Genomic DNA, 24,405 nt, shown 5'->3' with positions numbered 1-24,405 from the left:
TTAGCTAAGTACGATAGTTCTATCGACTTACCGTACATTCGTAGCATTATCTTTGCATAGAGCTTGGTACAATGCAAGACCTAGTACTTTTTCATCAGGCGAAAATATATCAAAATTCTTAGCCATGAAGATGGCCGCCACTTTACTAAGCCTAAGTAAGTTGATATAGGAATCCGGTTTGATTTCTAAAATTATTTGTGTAGGGAGGTAACACTTCGACCGGCTCAGTGCAGCGCTAGGAACAAAGAACAGGGAGCAGGAAAGAAGCCTCTTGAAGTTGTGCTAAGTTTTTTCACGCAATTAAATACTAGTCCTATAACTACAGTGGCACTATTGAAAAGGACACTACTACGGCAAGGCGGAAGTCAAAAGTCCAAAGTGTCAGGGAATAAGCTTTTTAGGGATTTGAAATGGTTGCTCTATTTACGCCGTGGCGTATAGACCATTGATAGCAAGGGCTAAGGATTTGCTAAAAGTGTATTTAACTTCCGCAGTAAAGCGGGAATTGCGCTCGAACCGAATTGCTGTTTGCTGAAAGCCAACCCAAGAACGTAAAGATCGTAACCTTTATCCAAACACAGACTTAAGAAGTGCAAATTAGCAAGATTTCTGTCGATGAAACCAGAAATGAACACTTTCAAGTCGCAATAAATGTGGGTAATTGACACAAAACTTGTATTCTTCACGACAGCTATTGTTGCAAAAAAAGTGTCATGATTATTGGAATTGTGCGTAAAAACGTCAATCTTGTGGGCAGTTATTCTTTATGAATCGTTAATCTATCACTGGTGTTTTAAATAATTTCCTGTAAAATGCTGACTATAAACTACGGTAATTCGATCGATCTATCGTAGGAAAACCCTTGTACCCTGTCTGACACAAATGCAAATTCTCTGGTTTATTCCTACTGGATCTCATGACGGACGCTATTTAGGCACAGATATTGGCTCTCGTGTTGCCACACCTGATTATTTGCAGCAAATTGCCCAAGCTGTGGATAGTTTAGGCTACACAGGCGCATTGTTACCTACAGGGAGTTCTTGTGAGGACGCTTGGATAACCGCCGCCGCTTTTATATCTGTCACCAAGCAGATGAAGTTTCTGGTGGCAATTCGTCCAGGAATTACTTCCCCAGGTGCTGCTGCACGGATGGCAGCAACATTTGACCGAATTTCTAAAGGAAGATTGTTAATTAATGTAGTGACAGGTGGAGATCCGGTGCAGCTGGCTGGGGATGGCTTGCATCTTAGTCATGACGATCGCTATGATTTAACCGATGAATTTCTCAGAGTTTGGCGGGGTATCGTCAGTGGGGAAACAGTCGATTTTAAAGGAAACTACCTGGATATCAAAGGTGGTAAACTCTTATTTCCACCAGTTCAAAAACCCTATCCACCTTTGTGGTTTGGTGGCTCATCTGCTGCCGCCAAGCGGGTTGCTGCTAAACATATAGATGTTTACCTGACTTGGGGCGAACCTCCACAACAAGTGGCCCAAAAGATTGCCGAAGTTAAGAAATTGGCGGCTGAACAAGGCAGAACAGTTCGTTTTGGGATTCGCTTGCATGTAATTGTGCGAGAAACCGAGTCAGCTGCTTGGGATGCAGCCAATGAGCTAATTAAGTATGTGGATGAGGATGCGATCGCTAAAGCTCAGAAAGACTTAGCTCAATCTGATTCTGAAGGACAGCGGCGCATGAGTCAACTACATAGTGGTAGTCGAGAAGCCTTAGAAATTAGCCCCAACCTCTGGACAGGAATTGGATTGGTGCGGGGTGGTGCTGGTACGGCCTTAGTCGGAGATCCTGACACCGTTGCCGCTAGGATGCTGGAATATCGCAATTTGGGAATAGAAACATTCGTTTTCTCTGGATATCCCCATTTAGAAGAAGCGTATCGCACCGCTGAATTATTATTTCCCCGTCTACCTTTGCAAAGTGAACCTGCACCTTTAACACCACCAGTCTTGAGTTCTGTTGGCGACGATTTCGCCAATGAACAATTTGCGAAACAACTCACAAGTGCTTCATGACTAATTTGTAATTCGTAATTCGTAATTAAAGAGCAAATTACAAATTACGTTGGTGATGCTTCTAGATTCATCCTTTGGAACAATCTAAAATCCCAAATTCCATGACTATTACCTTTAAAAGCACCAAAAGCAAAAACAAGATATCCCTGAGCGAGGTGTTAGACAACCCGCAAGTTGAGAAAATAGTTCCTTGGATTGTGCCTGTTACCATATTAATTCTTTGGGAACTTGCTTCTAGAACTGGCTTACTTTCAACCAGGATTTTACCAGCCCCTAGTGGTGTAATCGCTACAGCAATTAAACTTGGCTCAACTGGAGAACTGTTCCAACATATAGGAATTAGTGCTGGGCGGGCGATATCTGGTTTTATAGTTGGTGGCAGTATTGGGTTCAGTTTAGGATTGCTCAATGGCTTTTCCCGTACCGCAGAAAAGTTATTGGATAGTTCCTTACAAATGCTCCGGACTATCCCTAATTTGGCATTAATTCCGCTAGTGATTCTCTGGTTTGGTATTGGCGATCAAGCTAGATTATTTCTAGTATCTATGGGGGTATTTTTTCCAATATATCTCAATACATTTCATGGTATCCGTAGTGTTGACCCTGGACTGATTGAAATGGGAAAAGTCTATGGATTAAAAACACCACAACTTCTGTGGCAAATTATTTTTCCAGGAGCTTTGTCTTCGATTCTCGTTGGTGTTCGTTTTTCGTTGGGGATTATGTGGCTGACACTAATTGTAGCAGAAACGATCGCAGCAGATTCCGGTCTTGGTTATATGGCAATGAATGCCCGTGAATTTATGCAAACCGATGTTGTGGTTTTGAGTATTGTAATCTATGCACTACTAGGGAAATTAGCAGATGCTGTTGCAAGAGGTTTAGAAAGAAAATTCTTGTCTTGGAACCCCAGTTATCAAAAGTCATAAATGCTAAATTCACCAAAATCACAGATTGAAAAATCTTGATTTTAAATGTAATTTCCTTTCTTCAACATTTCATCAAATAATTAAATTCCAATTGTTCTCAAAAGGAGGTTTTGCAAGTGAGTTCAAATGTACAGGGTACACAACTAAGTATTTTGGATTTGACGAAATCTTTTGGCAAGAAAACTGTTTTAAACTCGCTGAATTTAGAAGTTGAAGCAGGTGAGTTTGTCGCTATTGTCGGACGAAGTGGTTGTGGTAAGAGTACCTTATTGCGTCTTGTGTCAGGATTAGATAGAGCAACTTCAGGTGGAATACTACTTGATGGAGAACCACTACATAGACTCAGCCGCTCTGTAACAGTGATGTTTCAAGATCCCCGCTTGCTGCCGTGGAAGCGCGTTATTCAGAACGTAGGATTGGGCTTAGAAGGGAATTGGCGTGAAAAAGCTTTGTGGGTACTCAATAAAGTCGGACTCAAAGATAGAGCTGATGAGTGGCCTTATGTTTTGTCTGGTGGACAACGGCAACGGGTATCATTGGCCAGAGCGTTAGCCAGTCAGCCCCGTTTGTTGTTACTAGATGAACCTTTGGGAGCATTGGATGCTCTAACTCGCCAAGAAATGCAGCATTTGATTGAAAACTTGTGGCAAGAGCGAAGATTTACTGCGTTTTTGGTTACTCACGATGTGGAAGAGGCTGTGGCGTTGGCAGACCGAGTGATAGTGATCGATCAAGGAAAGATTTCTATGGATTTACCTGTAAAACTTTCACGCCCGCGAGATCGAAGTAGCGAAGTGTTTATCAATATCAGAGAAGCTGTTTTAGAACGAGTAATGAGCAATGAAAATACTCAAGTAAACAACCAGTTATTACAGCTGAGTAGTTGAAATTTAAGCTTTTAGTAGTCAATCAATATTCAACTTGAGGTAGCTGCGGTAAATAGGCTACTTCGAGATTAAAACTTACCTATAGCAATAAAAAATTATTTATGAACACTCAAAATACCTCCCAACTCTCCTGTGTGCTGGTCTGGGTAATTTTTTCTATATTTACGAGCTAGATAAACTAAAATATAATCTATATCGCTTTATTGAAAATCAATAATACACAAATATTTATTATTGATATTTAATTTAATGATCGTCAAAAAATTAACAAAGGATGATGCAGAAGATTATAGACAGATCAGATTAGAAGCTTTAGAGCAAAATCCAGATTCATTTGGCACAACATATCAAGAAGAAGTAATTAAGACGATAGAACAATTTCGGGATAGAATTCCAGTAGATAACAACAATTTCATTTTGGGATGTTTTGAGGATAAACATTTAATTGGAATAGTCGCATTTAACCAAGAATCCAGAATAAAACTCCGGCATAAAGCACATATTAGTAGCATGTATGTTAAACAAGAATATCGAAGGAAAGGTATAGGTAAACTATTATTGAATAAATTAATTGAAAGAGCGAAAGCTATTAACGAAGTAGAAATATTATTACTTGATATTGTTAAAAGCAATTTTTTAGCCAAACCACTTTATTTATCGCTGGGCTTTCAAGTATATGGAACCGAGATAAGAGCGTATAAATATAATAACAAATATTTTGATATAGAATTTATGTGTTTGCAAATTAAATAATCAGCTTTGAGATATTAATAAATCTCATTATAATTTATCCTAAAAAATGATACTCGGTTTTTTGTCAAGCATAGGCAATTTCCAGATATAGCCTTGTAAATAAAGAAGAGGTAATCTACAATGAAGCTCATTTTGCCGCTCGATTTGGTTGCTGACATTGAGCCACATCTACCACCCAATACACAGATTGTACGAGTAGATGTTGAAGGAAATCTAGATGGGGATGCTAGCGATGCTGAAGTTTATTTCAGTTGGTTTTTATCGAGAAGTCCTATACTGCATAAAATACTAGAATCAGCACCAGCATTGCGTTGGCATCACGCACCAAATGCAGGGGTGAATCACATCCTGACACCAACTTATTTGCAAAGAGATATTATCCTCACTAATGGGGCTGGAGTACATGGAATTCCGATCGCAGAATTTGTCATTACTTACATACTGGCTCATGCCAAGCACCTGCCAGAATTATATGCTCTACAGGCTGAACGTCACTGGAAAAGAGGCTTTGCTATCCAAGAATTAACAGATGCAACCTTGCTAATTATTGGCGCTGGTGGTATTGGTCAAGAAATTGCCGCCCGTGCTAAACCCTTCGGCTTAAGAATTATTGGCAGTCGTCGTCATCCCCAGGAACTAGCAAATTTTGATAAAGTAGTAGGTGCTGATGAATGGCGATCGCTCCTGCCAGAGGTGGATTATGTAGTTATTGCAACACCTCTAACTCCCGAAACCAAAGAATTGATTGATGAATCTGTATTGCGGTCGCTCCCAAATCATGCCTACCTAATTAATATTGCTCGCGGCGGCGTAGTCGATGAATCAGCATTAATAAAAGCGCTCACAGAAGGTTGGATTGCAGGTGCAGCATTAGACACAGTTAACTCAGAACCGTTACCACCAGAAAGTCCTTTGTGGTCACTTCCTAACATCTTTATCACCCCTCATACTTCCGGTCATTCACCCAAGAGTAAACAGCGTTCAATAGCGCTATTTATCGACAATCTAAAGCGTTACCAAGCTGGTCAGCCATTAAGAAATGTAGTAGATAAAGAAGCAGGATACTAAACAATTAAAAATTAAAAATTAAAAATGCAGAGGTGCTGCCGATTGGTTGCACAATCCAAAATCCAAATCCAATATTGAATTAGGGAGTAGCTAATGGTGAAATTAATTTTACCCGATCATCTGATTGCAGATATAGAGCCACACCTACCATCTAATATCGATGTAGTAGAGGTGGATAGTGAAGGTAATCTCGATGGTGATGCCAGTGATGCAGAGATTTATGTCAATGGATTTTACCTGAAAACCTCTACTCTTGACAAAGTATTGACAGCAGCACCCGCGCTGCGTTGGCAACAGTCACCGAGTGCTGGCGTGAATCACATTCTCACGCCAACTTTTTTGCAAAAGGACATCATCCTCACCAATGGCGCAGGAGTTCATGCAATTCCAATTTCGGAATTTGTACTGGCATTTATGCTCTATCACGCCAAGAATCTGCGGAAATTGCAAACTTTGCAGAATGAACACACTTGGGTAAGAGGAGTGTTTCTCGAAGAGTTAGCAGACGCGACTTTATTAATTCTCGGCACAGGAAATATCGGTCAAGCGATCGCATCCCGTGCTAAAGCCTTTGGAGTCACAGTTTGGGGTAGTCGCCGCCATCCCGAACCCCTACCGAATTTTGATAAAGTTGTAGGCGCTGATGAGTGGCGATCGCTCCTCCCAGCCGCAGACTATGTAGTTATTGCGACACCATTAACCCCAGAAACTAAAGGCTCGATCGATGAAGCTGCATTGCGCTCTATGCGTCAGTCTGCTTACCTAATTAACATTGCTCGTGGTGCGATCGTAGATGAAGCCGCATTACTTACCGCACTACGTGAGGGCTGGATTGCGGGTGCTGGATTAGACACTGTTGCAACCGAACCTCTGCCGCCAGAAAGTCCCTTATGGTCGCTACCGAATGCCTTTATCACACCCCATTGTTCAGCCTTGTCGCCACGCCTCAGAGAGCGCATAGCACAACTATTTATCGACAATCTTCAACGCTACCAAAACGGTCAGCCCTTGCGGAATGTTGTAGATAAACAAGCAGGATACTAAATATTGGGCATTGGGTATGGAGAAGAGACAAGGGAGGCAAGAAAGAGGGGGTAGACAAGGAAGAAACTTGTTGAATAATTCCTCTTTGTCCTCCTTGTCTCCCTTGTCTCTCTTGTCTCCCTACTCCCACTTCGGCTCCTTTCGACTTCGCTCAAGGCAAGTCGCTCAGTGACCACCTGCTCCTCTGCTCCTCTGCTCCCCAATCACTTAACTTTCAGCACCGACTTTCCTAAAGATTGACAAATAACATCATTTTGCGGCGTATGTATACGGCTGCACAAAACGTCACGGTAGTGACGCTCTAAAGGATTTCTTTTTAATAAACCAGGATTGCCAGTTAGTTCCAAGGCAATTTCTACAGCACGAATCGAGTTAGTTGTGGTGAGGTATTTAACAGCCTGTGCCTGTAATCCTACGTTAGGCTCATACTTACCGTTGTCAATATCTTGAGCCAAACTATAAATCAATCTATTGTTAGCAAACAGTAGTGCTTCTATCTCACCCACGGCAGCTTGGAAGCGTGGCAGAGTTGCCAGTGGCTCTTGGAGATTAGAAGGCGATCGCTCCCAAAGATATTTAACAAGCCAGTCTCGCGCACTACTAGCAACACCGAGATATAAAGCACTCACTGTCAAACTGCCCCAAGTGGAAATTAGCGGATCGAAAGATGGCGCAGCAGATATTGGGTTGATATTTAGAGCATACTCTGAGGGAATTAATACATTCTCTAAAATGAGGTCATGGCTGCCCGTAGCTCTCATTCCCAAGTGATCCCAGGTTTCGACAATTCGCAAACCTGGCAGATCGCGCGGAACCAGAAAATTCCCAACTTGTGGTTCATCTTCAGTTGTCCGTGCCCAAACAACAAAATAGCTGAGGATAGGACTGCCTGTGGTGTATTGCTTATGTCCTGTTAAACGCCAGCCTTCTGTTGTTCGTTCGGCAATTGTCGCTGGCAATCCGCCTCTCGCTGGCGTTCCTAGCTCTGGTTCAACACGGGCAGCATTAAGCAGGGCAATGCCTTCGATTGATTCACGACACAGCCGCTTATACACTTCTGGATGCCAGCGACGGCTATGGGCTGCATGAGCATGTTGAAGATAGTGCATTGTCAGTACTAATGCGGTCGAAGCATCGCCACGTGCTATCCCTTCAATCACCCGACAGATAGTTGCCAAACCCAAATCCTGACCACCGAATTCACGTGGAATGGTGAGGTTGAGTAATCCTGCCTCATGCAAAGCTGTAAAATTCTCGAAGGGAAAGGAAGCATCTCTATCGTGTGCCCCTGCGCGGGTGGCAAAATCTTTGGCCAGAGCCTCAACTCGATCGAAAATATTGGGGAGAGTTTCTAGACCTTGGGCTACAAAGGTGTTTGGCACTGCTTGCTCCAACTGTGACATAAGTACTCCTTCGTAATTCACTGTACTACTAAATCAGAGATGTTTTTCAATATGGAAGCATCTCAAGTTTGTAGGAATATCAATTTTTCGCACGACGCCAGTCTTCCCTCACCCCCAATCCTCATTGCCCTAACTGTATTACTTCTAATGCTTCCCAATGCCCCCGAAAATACTACTTAAAATCGACCGAGATTTGGTAATTAGTAGTTTATGTAAGTATGACACAAACTCCTTTCATAGAGCAAGCCAAGCGGAAAATTCAGCGATCGCGCCACAACTTAGAAACTGAATTCCCTAGCGGTTTAGGACTTACGCAAAATATCTCTCAAACTCTGATTTTTCAATGTTTTCTGTGCCTCTGCGGTTCGTTATTTTGTAACTTGTGCGTAAGTCCTATGGTCTTTTAAGCTAATCACCATTTAAATAAATCTTTGCGTTTGGAACCAAGCACGGAGAAACAAGCATTTAAATATTCTCTGTTGAGAGTAATATAAAGATCCCTAGATCGCACAGGGATAATTTTCTCATCAAGTAGATTTTCCAATGGATAAATATACAGCAACAGGATTGGCGATCGCAACTAAAGTGATATTGGTTGCTTTTATAGCGGTTCCTCTGCAACTGAGGTATAACTGGACTGGATATATTTTTTTTTAACTTTGAGGATGTACCCGATCTGATTAAGAACCGCTATGGATGATTTATCTATATTTTACCAAATCGATGGTGTTACACTTTGTCAGGGCACTGACTCTATAACCACCATTGAATTTATCCATTTATTATTACTTGACTCGATCGAATCGCAATCTTAGGTTTTAAAAGACAAATTTGCGATTTATTGTCATTTTTTGAACTATAGGCTCATTTAAACATGATGGTTATTTCTCAACTTCTATCAAGCTGTAATATGTATTGCTGCTATCCCTTTGATGGAAAAAATGCTAAGATTGCCTTAGTTAACTAGTGTGTGCGCCCGATCACAACATTAATGTGTTTTACCTCACAGCTAATTTAAACAACTTAAATATTATCTTTAAGCAAACAATAGTCGCCGTTATGGCTAGCATCATGTTATGCCACCTCGCTATTTAAAGATTTAATGTATAAATGGTTGTTAAATATATTTTTTTTGTTAAATATCATCTATTAGGTGACTTGTCAGAAAATTTACATTAAGAAACTACTAAAATATCTAAATTTAAGAACAGAAAGAGTGTAAGCTAATTATGTAAATATCATGTTTGTATGTAAATATGATGATGTTCGCAAGTCTCTTTTGGTTACTTGCATTTGTTACACTATAGGAGGTATAATACAAACGTTAAATAGCTTGCTAGATGCTCCCTAAAAGATACTAAGCAGTGCTGGAAAAAGATCCATTCTGGAATCTCCAAGCAAACTTAAGTAATATTTGTTTAAGTGTAATTTTGCTGAATTGGTAAAATACTACTTAAACAAAATTACGATGTGCTTTTATAGCTTTATAGTTTTATCGTCTTCTGTTTCCTGTAGCCTACTCAAAATCTTCTTTTGTTGCAGGTTGCACGATCGGGATAAAGCTATCCCGGAGACTATCCCCTAGACTCGCCAAAGTACTAGGGAATATGCTGGGAGCTAATTGCACATTGTCTAAATTTCTGATTAACACTACAACGTTAGTCAGATTTGTAGTTGTGTTTTTTTTGCTGTCAGGCTTTGTTCACACAACTGCTAATGAATTACGTTTTCACATAATTTAGGACTCAATGCAATTTCTAACTACAATTATGTCACACCATTTAAGTCAAGACAAGGCTGTTAAAAAGTTAGGAATGTTTGAAAACATTCTTTTAAAAATTCTTCCGATTCAGGTGTTGTTCAAGAGCATGAAATAACTTTCAGCCATAACATTGTCCTGAACTAGAAAAAACTTCAGTTTGTGATTGAGGAATGAAATACTTTGCATAGCTATTGCTACATACAGCAAATTAGATTGCGAAAATAATTCCTGTTAACGAGCGCTGACAACCACTGCTGATTGCAAAAATGAGCAATCCATATTTGTGCGGAGGCTGTCAATGCAGTTAGTTGCTTTTGAAGCTAAATGTCGTTAAACAAAGCTCTAGCTCGATATCCTAGCATTTACACTAGTTATTGCCACATCAATAACTCGCTGCAACAACTTGTAGATTGCCTGCTCAATAAAAATACCTTGTATGTAAAAGATAGATGCTTTACTAGCATACTGTTTCTTTCTCAACTCTACTTTAATAAAGCTGAGAGTTTCCTCGGTGAAAATACGGGATTAAATAATATTTTTAATGAAGTTTTGAATTGGATTCCGACTGATAAGTAAATTTTTTTTTGGAGATGAAAAAATGCCACCAGTGCTTTCTGAGCAAAATGTGGGTGAAAGAATTTTGTACACTTTGGATACAAAACTCTCAGAAAAAGAATTAGAGAACTTCTTGGCAGAAATGGAAATTGTGGAGCCACCATCAGCAAAGCAATTCTGGGAATCTGCACAGGCGAATCCTGGTATATATATTATTCTTACAGGTAAAGTCCGACTATTAGATAGCTCTGAGAATTTAATTACTACCTTTGGTGCATGGTCTGTTTTTGGTGAATTGACCTTGTTTCCCGAAGCTAACTTTAGTCCTTATGTAGTTAGAGCTTCGACAAGCCTAAAACTTGGCTATTTCAGGCAAGAAGCATTGCAAAGGTTGATAGACAAGTATCCTAACATTCGCGATCGCCTATTTGCCCGTGCAGAACTTTGGGATTTGTTGTTGTTATGTCGCCAAGTATCGCAATTCCCACGCCATACATCACAAGTTTCAGGAATGCTCAAAGCCTTATCTTTGTTTGAGCGACACCAGTTAGACACTGGCTCACTAAATCCACAAATATCCCAAGATTCACAGTTGTGGTTATTGTACAAAGGTCAACTGCGGCATTCTGAAGGCGATTCTTTGACACCAGGTACAATCTTTGCTCAACCAAAACAAGGAGATTGGGAAACAACGCAACCAACGATTGCTTACATTCTGAAAAATGACCAGATGCAAACAGCATTAGAATACTTCCCGGAGTTGGGGGAGTGGGCTTTTGGCATGAATGTCAGCGAAACGGAATTGGAGACTGAAGACACAACGACCGGCTCAGTGCGTCGCAGAAGATTAGGTACTAGAGAAAAAACTTCCCAATCTCCAAAATCTAAAATTATTCCTTTTCCCCAAAGAGAGAAGCCGTCACAACAACAGCCAACAAAAAAATCACGTTTTTACTTTCCCAGTCCGAAAGTACAAATGGGGCATTGGTGGAAGCGGATTACCAAAAGCTATCCCTTCTATGCCCAACAAAGTGCTGCTGATTGTGGCTCTGCTTGCTTGGTGATGATTGGTAACTATTGGGGCAAACATTTTAGTATCAATCGCCTACGGGATATGACCAATGTCACTCGCAACGGTGCATCCCTAAAAGCGATGGCAGCAACAGCAGAATACCTGGGTTTTGCCACCCGTCCAGTGAAAGCTACTCTTGATAAATTAGCAGAACAGCCTTTACCTGCAATTGCTCACTGGGAAGGTAAACACTTTATTGTTGTCTATGAAATCACTCCTAAGCGGGTGATTGTATGTGACCCGGCTCTCGGTCAACGCAGCCTGACAAAAGCTGAATTTCAAGCAGGTTGGACTGGTTATGCATTGTTACTACAACCGACAGCTCTACTAAAAAGTGCTAAAGACGAAAGTAGAAGCTTCTGGAAATTTTTTGAGCTAGTCAAACCTCACTATCGAACACTACTTGAAATTTTCATAGCTTCGATAGTCATTCAATTATTTGGGTTAGTAACGCCAGTATTTACCCAGTTGTTGCTCGACAGAGTACTTGTGCAACGCAGTGTTCCAACCTTAAACGCCATTGGTTTGGGAATGATTGTTTTTGGGTTGTTTGGTGTTGCTGTCAACGGTGTACGGCAATATCTGTTATTTCACACTGCTAACCGCATTAGTATCGCCTTACTCGTAGGCTTCATCAAACATACCTTCCGTTTGCCCCTTGCTTATTTCGAGTCGCGTTTCGTTGGGGATATAATCTCGCGCATCCAAGAAAACCAGAAAATTCAGCACTTCCTTACTGGTCAGACACTCTCCATTGTCTTGGATATGCTGACATTAGTGGTTTATCTGGCTTTGATGTTCTCCTATAGCTGGCGGATGGCATTATTCGTGCTGTGTACTGTACCGCCATTTTTTATCTTGGCGCTGGCCAGCACAAGTATTTTGCGCCGCATCTCCAGAGATATTTTTAATGCAGCTACCAAAGAACAAAGCTATCTCATAGAATCCCTGAGCGGAATTCGTACTGTCCGCTCATTAGCAATTGAGCAGACAGTGCGTTGGCGTTGGGAGGAACTGCTAAATGATTTAATCAAAAAAGACTTTAATGCTCAAATAATTGACAATCGCTTGCAAATTATCAGTGGCGTCATCCACACCTTTGTAAATACTTCATTGCTGTGGTACGGAGCAACCCAGGTAATTAATAACGAACTAACTATTGGACAACTAGTTGCTTTCAACATGTTGGTGGGTAACGTCTTGAGTCCTTTCCAACGGCTAGCTTTGCTGTGGAATGAATTACAAGAAATCGTGATTTCTACCGAACGGATTAATGATGTATTGGAGGCGGAGCCAGAAGAAGACTTAGCAATTAAACCCCGCAAGTCGTTGGGTAAACTCCGCGGTAACATTTGTTTTCAAAATGTTACCTTTCGTTATCACTCAGAAAGCGACACTAACGTATTAGAAAATCTCAACTTTGAAATTCAGCCGGAACAGATGGTTGCAGTCGTAGGGCGCAGCGGTTCTGGAAAAACAACCCTCAGTAAATTAATTTTAGGTTTATACCCACCGACAGATGGCAAAATACTCATTGATGGTCACGATATCACCAGTGTATCTATGCGATCGCTCCGTTCCCAAATCGGCGTTGTAGACCAAGATACTTTTCTGTTTGGTGGAACTGTTCGCGAAAACATTGCGATCGCTAATCCAAATGCTTCTTCAGAAGAAATTAGCCAAGCAGCAAAATATGCTGGAGCCGATGAATTTATTCAAAAATTACCGATGGGTTACGAATCCGAAATTGGTGAAAGCGGCGGAATGCTTTCTGGTGGACAGCGACAACGCCTAGCTATTGCTCGTGCTTTGCTCGGAAATCCCCGGTTATTACTGTTTGATGAAGCCACTAGTCACCTAGACTCAGAATCAGAACGAATTATTCAAAACAACCTCAAAGCAATTCTTAAAGGACGCACAAGTGTAATTATTGCCCACCGCCTCTCTACAGTCCGCAACGCGGACTTAATCCTGGTTTTAGATCAAGGTATTTTGGTAGAAAGCGGTACCCACGACGAATTAATCGCTAAAAAAGGTCATTATTACTACCTGAATCAACAACAGATGTCTCAAGTTAGTTGATGGGGCATTGGGCAGTCTTTTTCTTCTCGACGAGACTGTGCGTAAACAATTTTGAATACTTCTCCTAGCAAAGAGGCTACGCCAACGACAAGCTCAGTACAAGTTTTGAATTGATTTCTTCCGCACTCCTCATCTACTGTTATTGGAAATAAAACCATGCCACATCCCAACAGATCGTCCCCACTCCCCCCAGATGAGCAAGATCAATATCAAGCTTACAAACAGCAAGAGGAATTGGTATTTGACGAGCAAACAGAGGCAGAAAATGAAAGTCAAGATTTGTACTACGGTACAGAAAAACTACTCGATGCCTTACCTCGAATTTGGACTCGTGGTTTGTTATATACGCTCATCGGCTTTGCTGGTCTATTCTTGCCTTGGGCAACTCTTTCAAAAGTCGATGAAACTGGTAGTGCCAGAGGGCGTATAGAACCTAAAGGCGCAACTCAAAAATTAGACGCTCAAGCTGGTGGAAGTGTCAAAGCAGTTACAGTCAAAGAAGGAGATACAGTTAGAGCCGGCCAGGTTTTACTAGAACTGGATTCTGAGTTGCTACAAACAGAACTGCAACAAGTCCAGAGCAAATTGCAAGGGCTACAAAATCGGCAATCCCAACTGGAAATGCTGAAAAATCAACTTTTAATGTCAACGAATCTTTTAGAACAACAAAATAAATCCCAAGAATTAGAAAAAATGGCTCAAGTTAACCAGGTGCAGCAAAACCTGGATGCCAAACTGAGTAGCTATAACCTGCAAAAGTTAGAAAAACAATCATCAGTTAAACAAGCAGAGCAGCAAATTTCTACCAGTCGCGACGATCAAGAATCGGCTAAAAAGCTTTTGAGTATAAATTCTAAGCAAACTGAACGCTTTAGCACACTCGTTCAAGATGGCGCAGTTTCTCCAACCCAAGTTGATGAAATCAAAAAACAAGAGGAAGAAAGCAAACGACTTTATAAAAAGTCTGTATCAGATATTAAACAAGCTCAATTGCGTTTAGCCCAAGAGCTAAATAATTATCAAGTAACCATCAAAACGTTGGAGTCTGATATCAAACAAGCAAAACTCCGACTGCAAGAAGAACAAAGTAGCTATAAAAGTACCACGCAAGCCGGACAACTAGCTGTAATGAAAAATCAGGAGCAGCTAAAAGATTTACAGGGACAAATAACAGCAACGCAATCAGAAATCGCTCAGACTAAAAGTCAGCTTACATCTATAAAAGTACAAATTCAGCAGCGCATGGTGCGATCGCCGATTAATGGGGTGATTTTTGAATTACCCACCACTAAACCAGGAGCGGTGGTACAAGTCGGTCAAAGGATTGCCCAAATTGCACCCGCAACAACAGACTTCGTACTCAGAGCCAATATGCCTAATCAGGATAGCGGTTTCTTGAAGGTAGGAATGCCAGTAAAAGTCAAGTTTGATGCCTATCCCTTCCAAGAGTATGGCATCGTGCCAGGAAAAGTTACTTGGATCTCGCCTGACTCGAAAGTTAGCCAAACACCCCAAGGCAACATCGAAACCTATGAATTAGAAATCACCTTAGACCAGCAGTATGTCCAAAATGGCAACAAACGTATTCCATTAGGTGCGGGACAGACAGCAAATGCTGAAGTGATCATTCGTCAACGCCGAGTTATTGACTTTGTTCTAGATCCGTTTAAAAAACTGAAAAAGGGCGGTTTGGAGATGTAGTGAAAGATATCGCACCCAAATCAGGAAATAGGACAAGGGAGATTGGAGGAATAATTAATGCCGCGTGCTCACTTGCTCTGAGCAACTTGTACCAAGCGTTGCGAGGTAAGCCGTTCGTTTAGCGTCTCGCAGAGAAGGGATGCCCAATCCCCTGAATTATTGGAGATATAGTGTTATGCCCGACAATCTGACCATTTCTACCTCAGATATCATTCACAATCTTAAGCTCTCCTGTCAGATACCTGCTGTTGTAGAAGCGATCGCATCGCAAAGTATTATTGCCGAAGCAGCTCAAGCGGCAGGAATTACAGTCACACCAGAAGAACTACAGCAAGAAGGAGATAACTTAAGGTTCGCCAAGAAGCTTGTCAAAGCTAAAGACACCTGGTCATGGCTAGAAAAACACCACCTCTCTGTAGATCAGTTTGAAGAATTAGCCTACAACAACATCCTTTCGCGGAAGTTAGCAAATCATCTATTTTCCGATCAACTAGAAAAGCACTTTTACGAACATCAGCTAGATTATATCGCCGCCGTTACCTACGAAGTGGTCTTCGAGGATCGAGACTTGGCTTTAGAGCTTTTTTATGCCCTAGAAGAAGGCGAAATCAATTTTCCAGATATTGCTCGTCTATATATCTCAGAACCAGAAGCTCGTCGTGCTTATGGATACAAAGGACTCCGATACCGCAAAGATTTTCGTCCAGAGATTGCAGCCGCTGTCTTTGCTGCTGCACCACCAGAAGCTCTCAAACCGATAACGACTCCCAAGGGAGTGTATTTAATTTGGGTGGAAGAAGTTATTCAACCCCAATTAAATGAACAGTTGCGCCAAAAAATCATTACAGAATCCTTTTCTGATTGGTTAAAGCAACAAATCACCACGATGAAAATAGTTACTCAAATAGACTCAGACGGTTCACAAGAGGAATTAATAGATATGTTATACACCAAGACTAAATAATTTAATAATTTTCAAATGTTTTTGTTGCTAAGTATCTACCTAAGTTATGGGAGATTCCTTGAGGCTTCAAAAATATTGCAGATACAGATTTTATCTACTTCAAAACTTAATAGTTTCTCCTTTTTAGTGTTTTGTGAATATATATACAAAGTGCTGTATTTGCGTTATTTCAAAATTAAATTTAATTGCTATAACTCTTGCTAGGCAGTAATTATTTTTATTTCTGCTTAAATTTGTCATGCAGTTTTTTTAACTTCAAATAAGACTAGATATGATTATTTTCCAACACAAATATATTAGTTTTTTTAATGAAAAATTCCTCAAAAAAGCATTGACTTTTTTGAGGAATAAAGTATATTAGATGTATAGCCAAATGAAACAAGTTGGCTAGACCAAATATTCCCAACAACAGTTACAAATTTTAGGAGAACTCAAATGATTATTTCTGATCTGAACTACTTGGAAAATACCACTGAAGAAATTATTGGTGGTACTTCTTATAAGAAGCCAGTTATCATCATAATTAAGCCCAAGCCCCCTGTAAAATTCAACAGCGTTGCACAAGCTGATGCAGATGCTTCAGCAACCGGCGGCCTCAACAATGTAGCCGTAACCTTTACTAACGCCACCGTTACTCCTAATAGTGCTACTGCTTCGTCATCAAGCTTTGCTCAAACTAGCAACTAGTAGTAACAAGTAGTAATAATTAAACTCTACTTACAAAAAGTATTAACTTCTGCAAGTAGAGTTAGGCTCAAAAGCTTAGTATATTGATAAATGCCGAAGGCTCTTTGCTCATTTGAGCCTTCGGCTTTTACCAAAAATACACCCTTTGGTCTTAAAAAAATGTTTCTGCAATAAAGTTTTACAACTTAGAACATTTAATCCTCAACCCAATTGCATTCTGTGTTATTTACCCGCCCTGAATTAAAACTCTGGGCTAATAGTCATAAGAGCAAAGATTTTATCGTAGCCTTAAGCTTCTCTAAGACCCCCGAAAGGTAGAGAAGAGGAAAATTCCTGTTAATTAAGTTTAAGAAGTAACCAAGCAGATATGATATCAATCGATATCAGTTATAAGTTTCAAAAGCCTGAGTTCCTTGCAGATATTGGAACAAAAAACATTTTAAATAAAAAAGATTGTATTTATAGCCCATAAATAAAAGGATATAAGCTCCTAAATTTATTTATGGGGATTGTTAATTTTAAATTTGGAGCAAAGCGACGTGACCACAATTCCTGATGCTCTCCAACTCGCAAGTCAATATTATCAAAGTAAGCGCTTCACCCAAGCCGAAGAGATTTATCGTCAAATTATAGACTTAGATCCCCAGCAGTCAGAGGCATTCTATGGATTAGGTCTGCTGGCGCAGCAACAGGAACAATATCAGAATGCAGAACAATTTTTTCAAGCAGCCCTGCAATTACAACCTGAAGCAGGGTCAATACATAACAGTTTGGGGTTTAGTCTGCAACAACAGGGTAAGCTAGAAGAAGCGATCGCCTGTTATGAAAAAGCACTCTTAATTCTCCCTGACAGCATAGAAGTACAAATTAATATCAAAAATATTCTTCACATTCAAGGTAAGCTGTCACCAGAAGAACAAGCCCACTACGCAGAGTTGAACGAGCAGTTTGCTTTAGGTAAGCAAAAGGCAGGCGATTTCAAGACAGCAGAATTATATTATCGCCAAGCTATTGCATTGCAGCCAGATTTGGTATCATCTTATACTAATTTAGGAGAAGTACTCCAAAAACAAGGGCGATTCAATGATGCCATCGATTCTTACCAACAAGCACTAAAAATTAAACCAGACTATCATTACGCCTATCACAACTTAGGGTATCTTTTCCAAGAAAAAGGGAAATTTGCAGAAGCAATAGAAGTTTACGAAAAAACTTTAAGTATTCAACCTGATTTTGCAATCACCTATAACAACTTAGGAAATATTTTCAGGGCACAAAATAAATTTGATGCTGCCATAGAATCCTATCAAAAAGCGATTAAAATTCGACCTGATGTTGATTATATATATTCCAACTTAGGAACAGCATTGAGAGACGATAATCAAATAGAAGCAGCAATCCAGGCATTTGAGCAAGCCGTAAAAGTGAACCCAAACTATAATATGGCTAAATTTGGTGCTTGTATGAGCCAACTACCAGTTATCTATTCTAATGTTGATGAAATTGCATTCAGACGAAATCAGTATCAACAGTATTTGCAAGATTTAGCTAAACATTATGAATTAACTAATCAGGAAGAACGGGCAAAAGCATCTGAAGCTGTGGGAGCATTTCAACCTTTTTATTTGACATATCAAGGTTTAAATGACCGAGATTTACAGCGAACTTATGGAGAAATGATTTTCCAGATTATGTCGAGTCGCTATCCCCAAGATTGTCAGCCGCTGGTTCTGCCAAATTTAGATAAAAATCAAAAGGTTCGGATTGGTATTGTCTCTGGGTTTTTATCTAGTCATTCTAATTGGAAAATTCCGATTAAAGGTTGGGTAGAAAATATAGATCGAAGTGAGTTTGAATTATTTGGTTATTATACTGGAGACAAAAAAGATTACTCAACAATGAGTGCCACCAAGACTTTTGATAAATTTGTTCAAGGTGTACGCTCAACTGAACAATGGTGTGAGGTGATTACAAAAGATCGATTACATATCCTGATTTTCCCAGAATTTGGGATGGACCCAATGGCGATCAAACTGGGTTGTCTGAGATTAGCGCCAATTCAAATGACATCTTGGGGACACCCTGAGACTAGTGGACTCCCGACAATCGACTATTACTTGAGCAGTGACTTAATGGAACCCGAAAATGCTCAAGAACATTATACAGAAAAATTAGTTAGATTACCCAATCTATCTATTCATTATCTGCCTTTAGCAATTCCACCCGAAGAAATTAAGAAACCAGATATAGGTTTAAAAGAGGATGATATTTTCTTCTGGTGTTGTCAGTCATTATATAAATATTTGCCCAATCATGATGATGTTTTCCCTTCTATTGCTAAAGAATTAGGTAATTCTAAATTTGTATTTATTAAAAGCAAAAGTGAAGAAATTACAGAAAAGTTTCGCCAGCGCTTAAATCATGCTTTTGCAGAATTAGGATTAGATTATCACAATCACTGTTTGTTTTTGTCTTTCCTCAATGACAGGAAGTTTGCTGGTACTACAGCTTTAGCAGATGTCTTCTTAGATAGTATTGGTTGGTCTGGATGTAACTCCACCCTCGAATCTATTGCTCATAATATTCCGGTTGTCACTTTACCAGGAGAACTGATGCGATCGCGGCATTCTCTAGCAATTTTACAGATGATGGGTATTGAAGAGACGATCGCTTCAAATAAATCAGAATACGTCCAAATCGCCATCCGTCTGGGGAAAGATGCTAAATATCGGCAATATATTTCTCAGCAAGTTGCAGAAAATAAACATAAATTATATGGCGATTTAAAGCCAGTCAGAGCGCTGGAAGATTTTATTTTGCAGCTGGTTAATAAACCAAGACAATTTAATGCTAAAGATATTGCTGAACTGTTTCAACTTGCACTTCAAGAGCATCGAGCTAATCGCCTAGATACAGCCGAACAGCTATATCGTCAGGTAATAGAAAAACAACCAGACTATTCAGAAGCATTATACAATTTAGGGATGCTGCTACAGCAGAAAGGTGAGTTGCAAGAAGCTCAGAAGCATTTAAGTGCAGCTTCGCAAGTTCAGCCTAACTCCGTGAAAATTTGGTTTAGTTTAGGCAATTTGCTGCAAGGCCAAGGACAGTTACTAGAAGCTGAAGCAGCTTACCGAAAAGCTATTGCTTTGCGACCAGATGCAGGGACAATATACAACAATTTGGGCTACACCTTGCAACAACAAGAGAAGTGGGAGGATGCGATCGCATCATATCAAAAAGCTCTGGAATTTCAGCCCAACTGCATAGAAGCAGAAATCAATTTAGCGAATGCGCTGTTTGCTCAAGGGAAGCTTTCACCAGAGAAACAAGCTTATTACGCAGAATTGAATTATCAGATGGGCTTTGCCCAGCAAGAAGGAGGTGAATGGCAAACTGCTATTGCTTACTATCGAAGTGCGATCGCAATACAGCCTGATTTGGTAGATGCCCATTATAACTTGGGGGTAGTACTGCAAGAACAAGGGGAGCTAGAAGGAGCGATCGCTTGCTATCAAAAAGCTTTGGAGTTCAATCCCCAACACCAGGAAGCCAACATCAAATTAGGAGAGATTTACCAAAACGAGCAACAAAAAGTTACACAAGTGGACTCACTAAAAGTTTCTAGCTAAACGGGTTATTTCACGCGATCGTCAATTACCATCAATCAAACTTCAACTTTCAAATTAAGGGGGTAAAATTTATGTCATTAACAATTTTCGAGAAAGTTAAAGAGTTCATAATCAGACTAGTTAAAGACGAGGCTTTTTACACTCAATTGATGAGTGATAAGATTGAGGAAGTGATAAAAGTCATGGAAGAAGGTGGCTATAATTTTTCTCAAGAAGAATTTGAAACAGCCTCAATTAAAATCTTGGAATTAAAAGAACTAGGACAGTTTGACGACCTCAGTGAAGAGGAATTAGTAGGAGCCTTTGGCGGGCTTTCAAACTCAGTCGCTCAACCATTGTATGGTGTTATAGTCTCACCTCCCGAAGAATGTGGAAAACCACCACTTAAAAAATGTAAATGGATTCCTAAACCAAATCCAAAGCCAATAACTCCACCTATACAACCGTTATATGGAGTAGTTTTTAATCAAACAGAAGTACAATAACCCGATAAAACGATGAAGAAATAGAATGCGTTAGTTTATCCCTCTTTTGCCACTCTCGGAAAACAATAATCGAACCCAAATTCTGAGACTTTGAATTAATCCAGCTTTGAGAGTTTATTTTCTAACAGTAACTATTTATTAATTAAATAGCGGAAAGTGAAGCGGCAAAAGGGTTTTAGTAATTGGAGTTTCCCACTCTGACAAAAGAGGGTTATTTTGAGGGTTGAGATTGAGAGTTAACCTATGACACATCACCGCAAAAGCTACGCAGTTTGGGAAATTACCTTAAAGTGCAATCTAGCTTGTAGTCACTGTGGTTCCCGTGCAGGACATGAGCGCGCCAAAGAACTTTCCCCAGAAGAAGCTTTGGATCTCGTCAAGCAGATGGCAGAAGTTGGCATTAAAGAAGTTACTCTCATTGGTGGTGAAGCATTTCTGCGTCCAGACTGGTTGGAAATTGCCAAAGCTATCAACGAGGCGGGAATGTTATGTGGTATGACTACAGGCGGTTATGGCATTTCTTTAGAAACCGCCCAAAAAATGAAGGAAGCGGGAATTCGTACCGTCTCTGTTTCTATTGATGGCTTGGAAGCAACTCATGACCGTCTGCGGGGAAAGAAAGGCTCTTGGAAATATGCATTTAAGACCATGAGTCATCTGCGAGAAGTCGGTATTTCTTTTGGTTGCAACACCCAAATTAACCGCCTCTCAGCGCCAGAGTTTCCGTGCATTTATGAGTGCATTCGTGATGCCGGTGCTCGTGCTTGGCAAATTCAATTAACTGTACCAATGGGAAATGCCGCCGATAACGCAGATATCCTCCTCCAACCCTACGAACTGTTAGATATCTACCCTATGCTTGCGCGCGTGGCGCGTCGTGCTTACCAAGAAGGCGTGCAACTTCAAGCGGGAAATAACATTGGTTACTACGGCCCTTATGAACGACTGTTGCGGGGACGGGGAAAGGAGGATGACTTCTCATTTTGGCAAGGTTGTGGTGCAGGACTCTCCACTTTGGGAATTGAAGCTGACGGAGCGATAAAGGGTTGTCCCTCACTGCCGACTACTGCCTATACAGGTGGTAACATTCGAGAACAGACCTTGCATGATATTATCGAAGGTGCAGAAGAACTACGCTTCAATCTAGGAGCAGGAACACCTGAAGGTACAAAACACCTGTGGGGTTTCTGTAAAACCTGCGAATACGCTGAACTTTGTCGTGGGGGTTGCAGTTGGACTGCCCATGTTTTCTTTAATAAGAGAGGTAATAATCCTTACTGTCATCATCGCGCTCTTGTTCATGCCAAACAAGGTATGAGAGAGCGTGTACTTCCCAAAGTAAAGGCGCAAGGATTGCCATTTGATAATGGCGAATTTGAGCTAATTGTCGAGCCTACAGATACTTTATTGCCAGCAAACGACCGATTACACTTTACTGCTGATAGCATTCAGTGGTCGGAAAGTTGGCAAAAAGAACCCGATCTTTATTACTCTATCGTGAGATAATAAATTATGGCAGAAAATTCCGAAATTAACACAATTTCAGCGGAAAAAACTGACCTTGAGTCATCATCATCTCAAGAATTAGAGAAAATTCCACTACTTCCACGTTCCGCTTGGAATAGTCAATTAACCTATTTCAAAGTGCTGTTAAAAGCGAAGCAAATCCTGGATAAAAGCTAACAGGTTCATTAGGGATATCAAGAGATTTAGCTCGTAAATATCGGAGAGAACTACTCCCCAAATATTTACGTGCAAATTTGTTAACTAACAAAATAAACACAGGTTTTTTATGGCATCAAGAATAAGTCTAACACTGACAGTTCCAAAGTTACTTTCTTTCAATGGTAGAACTAATCTCAACAATAGACCCGATCCCAAGCCCGATCCTAGTCCTAATTTTGTTACCGCTGAAGGTGATGCTACTTTTTCTAACTATAGTGAAAGTGCTGCAAGCATTTTAACTGCTACTCAGGCAGATACCTTAGTTAAAGGTGGTATAACTGCTGCAATTGCTGAGGCTCAAGCAAGTTTCGATCCAACTTTTTCATCACTTTTCACTAAGGCTGCTGTAGTTGGATTAAGTGGTCAATTTGAAGGTACTTCCAACAGCGAAGCAAAGGTACTTGCTAGTTTTGCGGTTGGTCGTAATGAAAGCTTCTCTTTTGATTTTTCAGCAGATTTAAAATTGGCAGCTAAAGAAATTGAAAATCCTGACGTTGAATATAACAAGGGTCAGTCGACAACAACTTTTTTAGTATTAGATACCACAAATCCCAATAAAGCCAAAGTTTTAGATTATTTTGGCATCCAGGGTAAATTAGTCTCGTCCGATCAAATCGGGGATCTAACATTTGGTCGTAGTCGCAATGTCACAATTGACAGTCGTGATAAAGATGATGATATTGATGGCGACAATGGTACTGATTTCCTCAATGGTAGTGCTGTTGGTAGTTATGAACGGAATTTTAATCGCAATACCAACTTAACTATAGTCAAAATTAATACTACTTCTGTTGAATTGGCAGGAGATACTTTAATCGGCAACCTGGGTAAAGATGTTATCTACGGCACGATTCGGAAGGATAATCTGACGGGAACCAACGGGGCAGATAAACTTTATGCTAGCTTAGGGGATGATAAGCTATCTGGAAAAAGAGGTAATGATAACCTCGACGCCGGCCAAGGTAATGATTCGCTAGATGGTGGCGAAGGCGATGATACACTCTATGGCGGTAAAGGCAATGATACACTCTATGGTGGTAGTGGTAATGATGTCTTAATTGGTGGCGAAGGTAATGACACATTTACTTTCAAACGTACCGATACCTTGTCGAAAAAAGACTTTGATGTAATTCAAGATTTCCAGGTTGGTGTTGACAAGCTTGTATTAGATGGCTGGGGAAGTCGAGGTAACATTACAGATACCAGCGATGGCGCTCTTCTCACCTTAAATACTTTGTCTATCGGTAATACTTTGTCTATCGGTAATATTTTGTCTATCGGTAATAATCCTCAACAAAGCATACTATTTTCAAACGTGAGTGCAAGCGATCTCAGCTCGATAATATAATTTGCTTAAGGCTAATTGCTCGTTTCATTCCTAACAGACTTTGATTGACAAGCATCTCAGTCAAAACAATCGGGTGAGTAAAAAAAATCTGATTGTACAAGAAAATGTCGATACCTTTTCTGGGAGAGGTTTTGCCAACAGCAAACCCTATGGTGTACGCACTGAAATTACTTGACTTGGTAATGTTCGATCGCTAGCTTCAAGCTTATTTCTCGTCCATACTGTTGACAAAATCTCTCCCTTATTTTAATTAAATAGCCTTGCTTGATTAACAGGC

Annotated in this window: 17 protein-coding genes; 15 read left to right on the top strand and 2 right to left on the bottom strand. The window is 40.3% G+C overall.

The genetic code is table 11. The features are described from left to right. Positions 1–458: 458 nt before the first annotated feature. Positions 459–668, bottom strand: coding sequence for a hypothetical protein (locus tag NSTC731_RS00835; protein ID WP_445629194.1), 210 nt, complete (start codon positions 666–668; stop codon positions 459–461). A 214-nt stretch (positions 669–882) separates the two neighbouring features. On the opposite strand from NSTC731_RS00835, the gene ssuD reads away from it, so the two are divergent. The 6 genes from ssuD (at position 883) to NSTC731_RS00805 (ending at position 6,712) form a co-directional block, all read left to right on the top strand. Beyond that, entirely contained in the window at positions 883–2,031 is a 1,149-nt protein-coding gene (gene ssuD, locus NSTC731_RS00830) for an FMNH2-dependent alkanesulfonate monooxygenase (RefSeq protein ID WP_445629193.1), read from the top strand. 101 nt (positions 2,032–2,132) lie between these two features. Beyond that, the gene (ssuC, locus tag NSTC731_RS00825; RefSeq protein WP_445629192.1) at positions 2,133–2,960 is read left to right on the top strand and encodes an aliphatic sulfonate ABC transporter permease SsuC; all 828 of its coding nucleotides are present in this window, start codon (positions 2,133–2,135) and stop codon (positions 2,958–2,960) included. Between the two features lie 116 nt (positions 2,961–3,076). Further along, positions 3,077–3,847: an ATP-binding cassette domain-containing protein gene (locus NSTC731_RS00820; protein ID WP_445629191.1), complete on the top strand. Its 771-nt coding sequence runs from the start codon at positions 3,077–3,079 to the stop codon at positions 3,845–3,847. A 249-nt stretch (positions 3,848–4,096) separates the two neighbouring features. Then, positions 4,097–4,600 carry a GNAT family N-acetyltransferase gene (locus NSTC731_RS00815; RefSeq protein ID WP_445629190.1) on the top strand — a complete coding sequence of 168 codons (504 nt, stop codon included), beginning with the start codon at positions 4,097–4,099 and terminating at the stop codon, positions 4,598–4,600. A gap of 120 nt (positions 4,601–4,720) precedes the next feature. Further along, complete coding sequence (locus NSTC731_RS00810) at positions 4,721–5,668, top strand: D-2-hydroxyacid dehydrogenase (protein WP_445629189.1); 948 nt, start codon at positions 4,721–4,723, stop codon at positions 5,666–5,668. Between the two features lie 93 nt (positions 5,669–5,761). Continuing rightward, positions 5,762–6,712: a D-2-hydroxyacid dehydrogenase gene (locus NSTC731_RS00805; RefSeq protein ID WP_445629188.1), complete on the top strand. Its 951-nt coding sequence runs from the start codon at positions 5,762–5,764 to the stop codon at positions 6,710–6,712. Between the two features lie 203 nt (positions 6,713–6,915). Here NSTC731_RS00805 and NSTC731_RS00800 read toward each other — a convergent pair whose 3' ends face one another. Continuing rightward, positions 6,916–8,115, bottom strand: coding sequence for an acyl-CoA dehydrogenase family protein (locus NSTC731_RS00800; protein WP_445629187.1), 1,200 nt, complete (start codon positions 8,113–8,115; stop codon positions 6,916–6,918). A gap of 2,360 nt (positions 8,116–10,475) precedes the next feature. On the opposite strand from NSTC731_RS00800, the gene NSTC731_RS00795 reads away from it, so the two are divergent. From NSTC731_RS00795 to NSTC731_RS00755, 9 genes are all read left to right on the top strand, one after another. After that, the gene (locus NSTC731_RS00795; protein ID WP_445629186.1) at positions 10,476–13,586 is read left to right on the top strand and encodes a peptidase domain-containing ABC transporter; all 3,111 of its coding nucleotides are present in this window, start codon (positions 10,476–10,478) and stop codon (positions 13,584–13,586) included. 156 nt (positions 13,587–13,742) lie between these two features. Beyond that, positions 13,743–15,287, top strand: coding sequence for an HlyD family efflux transporter periplasmic adaptor subunit (locus NSTC731_RS00790; RefSeq protein WP_445629185.1), 1,545 nt, complete (start codon positions 13,743–13,745; stop codon positions 15,285–15,287). 175 nt (positions 15,288–15,462) lie between these two features. Continuing rightward, positions 15,463–16,251: a peptidylprolyl isomerase gene (locus NSTC731_RS00785; protein WP_445629184.1), complete on the top strand. Its 789-nt coding sequence runs from the start codon at positions 15,463–15,465 to the stop codon at positions 16,249–16,251. Between the two features lie 435 nt (positions 16,252–16,686). Beyond that, complete coding sequence (locus tag NSTC731_RS00780) at positions 16,687–16,938, top strand: hypothetical protein (RefSeq protein WP_445629183.1); 252 nt, start codon at positions 16,687–16,689, stop codon at positions 16,936–16,938. Positions 16,939–17,477: 539 nt separating this feature from the next. Continuing rightward, complete coding sequence (locus NSTC731_RS00775; RefSeq protein WP_445629182.1) at positions 17,478–20,570, top strand: tetratricopeptide repeat protein; 3,093 nt, start codon at positions 17,478–17,480, stop codon at positions 20,568–20,570. A 71-nt stretch (positions 20,571–20,641) separates the two neighbouring features. Beyond that, the gene (locus tag NSTC731_RS00770) at positions 20,642–21,055 is read left to right on the top strand and encodes a Nif11-like leader peptide family RiPP precursor (protein ID WP_445629181.1); all 414 of its coding nucleotides are present in this window, start codon (positions 20,642–20,644) and stop codon (positions 21,053–21,055) included. A gap of 243 nt (positions 21,056–21,298) precedes the next feature. Further along, the gene (locus tag NSTC731_RS00765; RefSeq protein WP_445629180.1) at positions 21,299–22,561 is read left to right on the top strand and encodes a nif11-class peptide radical SAM maturase 3; all 1,263 of its coding nucleotides are present in this window, start codon (positions 21,299–21,301) and stop codon (positions 22,559–22,561) included. 6 nt (positions 22,562–22,567) lie between these two features. Further along, entirely contained in the window at positions 22,568–22,738 is a 171-nt protein-coding gene (locus NSTC731_RS00760) for a hypothetical protein (protein WP_445629179.1), read from the top strand. A 109-nt stretch (positions 22,739–22,847) separates the two neighbouring features. Next, positions 22,848–24,128 (top strand): calcium-binding protein, encoded by a 1,281-nt coding sequence (locus NSTC731_RS00755; protein ID WP_445629178.1) that lies wholly within the window; start codon positions 22,848–22,850, stop codon positions 24,126–24,128. Positions 24,129–24,405: the final 277 nt, after the last annotated feature.

The organism is Nostoc sp. DSM 114167, from assembly GCF_052692655.1.
This window is presented reverse-complemented; position numbering and strand designations above follow the sequence as displayed.

What these genes read in the sequence shown, in the direction of transcription:
- ssuD (WP_445629193.1), top strand. Translation starts at nt 883, where the DNA reads ATGCAAATTCTCTGGTTTATTCCTACTGGATCTCATGACGGACGCTAT.
- ssuC (WP_445629192.1), top strand. Translation starts at nt 2,133, where the DNA reads ATGACTATTACCTTTAAAAGCACCAAAAGCAAAAACAAGATATCCCTG.
- NSTC731_RS00815 (WP_445629190.1), top strand. Translation starts at nt 4,097, where the DNA reads ATGATCGTCAAAAAATTAACAAAGGATGATGCAGAAGATTATAGACAG.
- NSTC731_RS00810 (WP_445629189.1), top strand. Translation starts at nt 4,721, where the DNA reads ATGAAGCTCATTTTGCCGCTCGATTTGGTTGCTGACATTGAGCCACAT.
- NSTC731_RS00805 (WP_445629188.1), top strand. Translation starts at nt 5,762, where the DNA reads ATGGTGAAATTAATTTTACCCGATCATCTGATTGCAGATATAGAGCCA.
- NSTC731_RS00800 (WP_445629187.1), bottom strand. Translation starts at nt 8,115, where the DNA reads ATGTCACAGTTGGAGCAAGCAGTGCCAAACACCTTTGTAGCCCAAGGT.
- NSTC731_RS00795 (WP_445629186.1), top strand. Translation starts at nt 10,476, where the DNA reads ATGCCACCAGTGCTTTCTGAGCAAAATGTGGGTGAAAGAATTTTGTAC.
- NSTC731_RS00790 (WP_445629185.1), top strand. Translation starts at nt 13,743, where the DNA reads ATGCCACATCCCAACAGATCGTCCCCACTCCCCCCAGATGAGCAAGAT.
- NSTC731_RS00785 (WP_445629184.1), top strand. Translation starts at nt 15,463, where the DNA reads ATGCCCGACAATCTGACCATTTCTACCTCAGATATCATTCACAATCTT.
- NSTC731_RS00780 (WP_445629183.1), top strand. Translation starts at nt 16,687, where the DNA reads ATGATTATTTCTGATCTGAACTACTTGGAAAATACCACTGAAGAAATT.
- NSTC731_RS00770 (WP_445629181.1), top strand. Translation starts at nt 20,642, where the DNA reads ATGTCATTAACAATTTTCGAGAAAGTTAAAGAGTTCATAATCAGACTA.
- NSTC731_RS00765 (WP_445629180.1), top strand. Translation starts at nt 21,299, where the DNA reads ATGACACATCACCGCAAAAGCTACGCAGTTTGGGAAATTACCTTAAAG.
- NSTC731_RS00760 (WP_445629179.1), top strand. Translation starts at nt 22,568, where the DNA reads ATGGCAGAAAATTCCGAAATTAACACAATTTCAGCGGAAAAAACTGAC.
- NSTC731_RS00755 (WP_445629178.1), top strand. Translation starts at nt 22,848, where the DNA reads ATGGCATCAAGAATAAGTCTAACACTGACAGTTCCAAAGTTACTTTCT.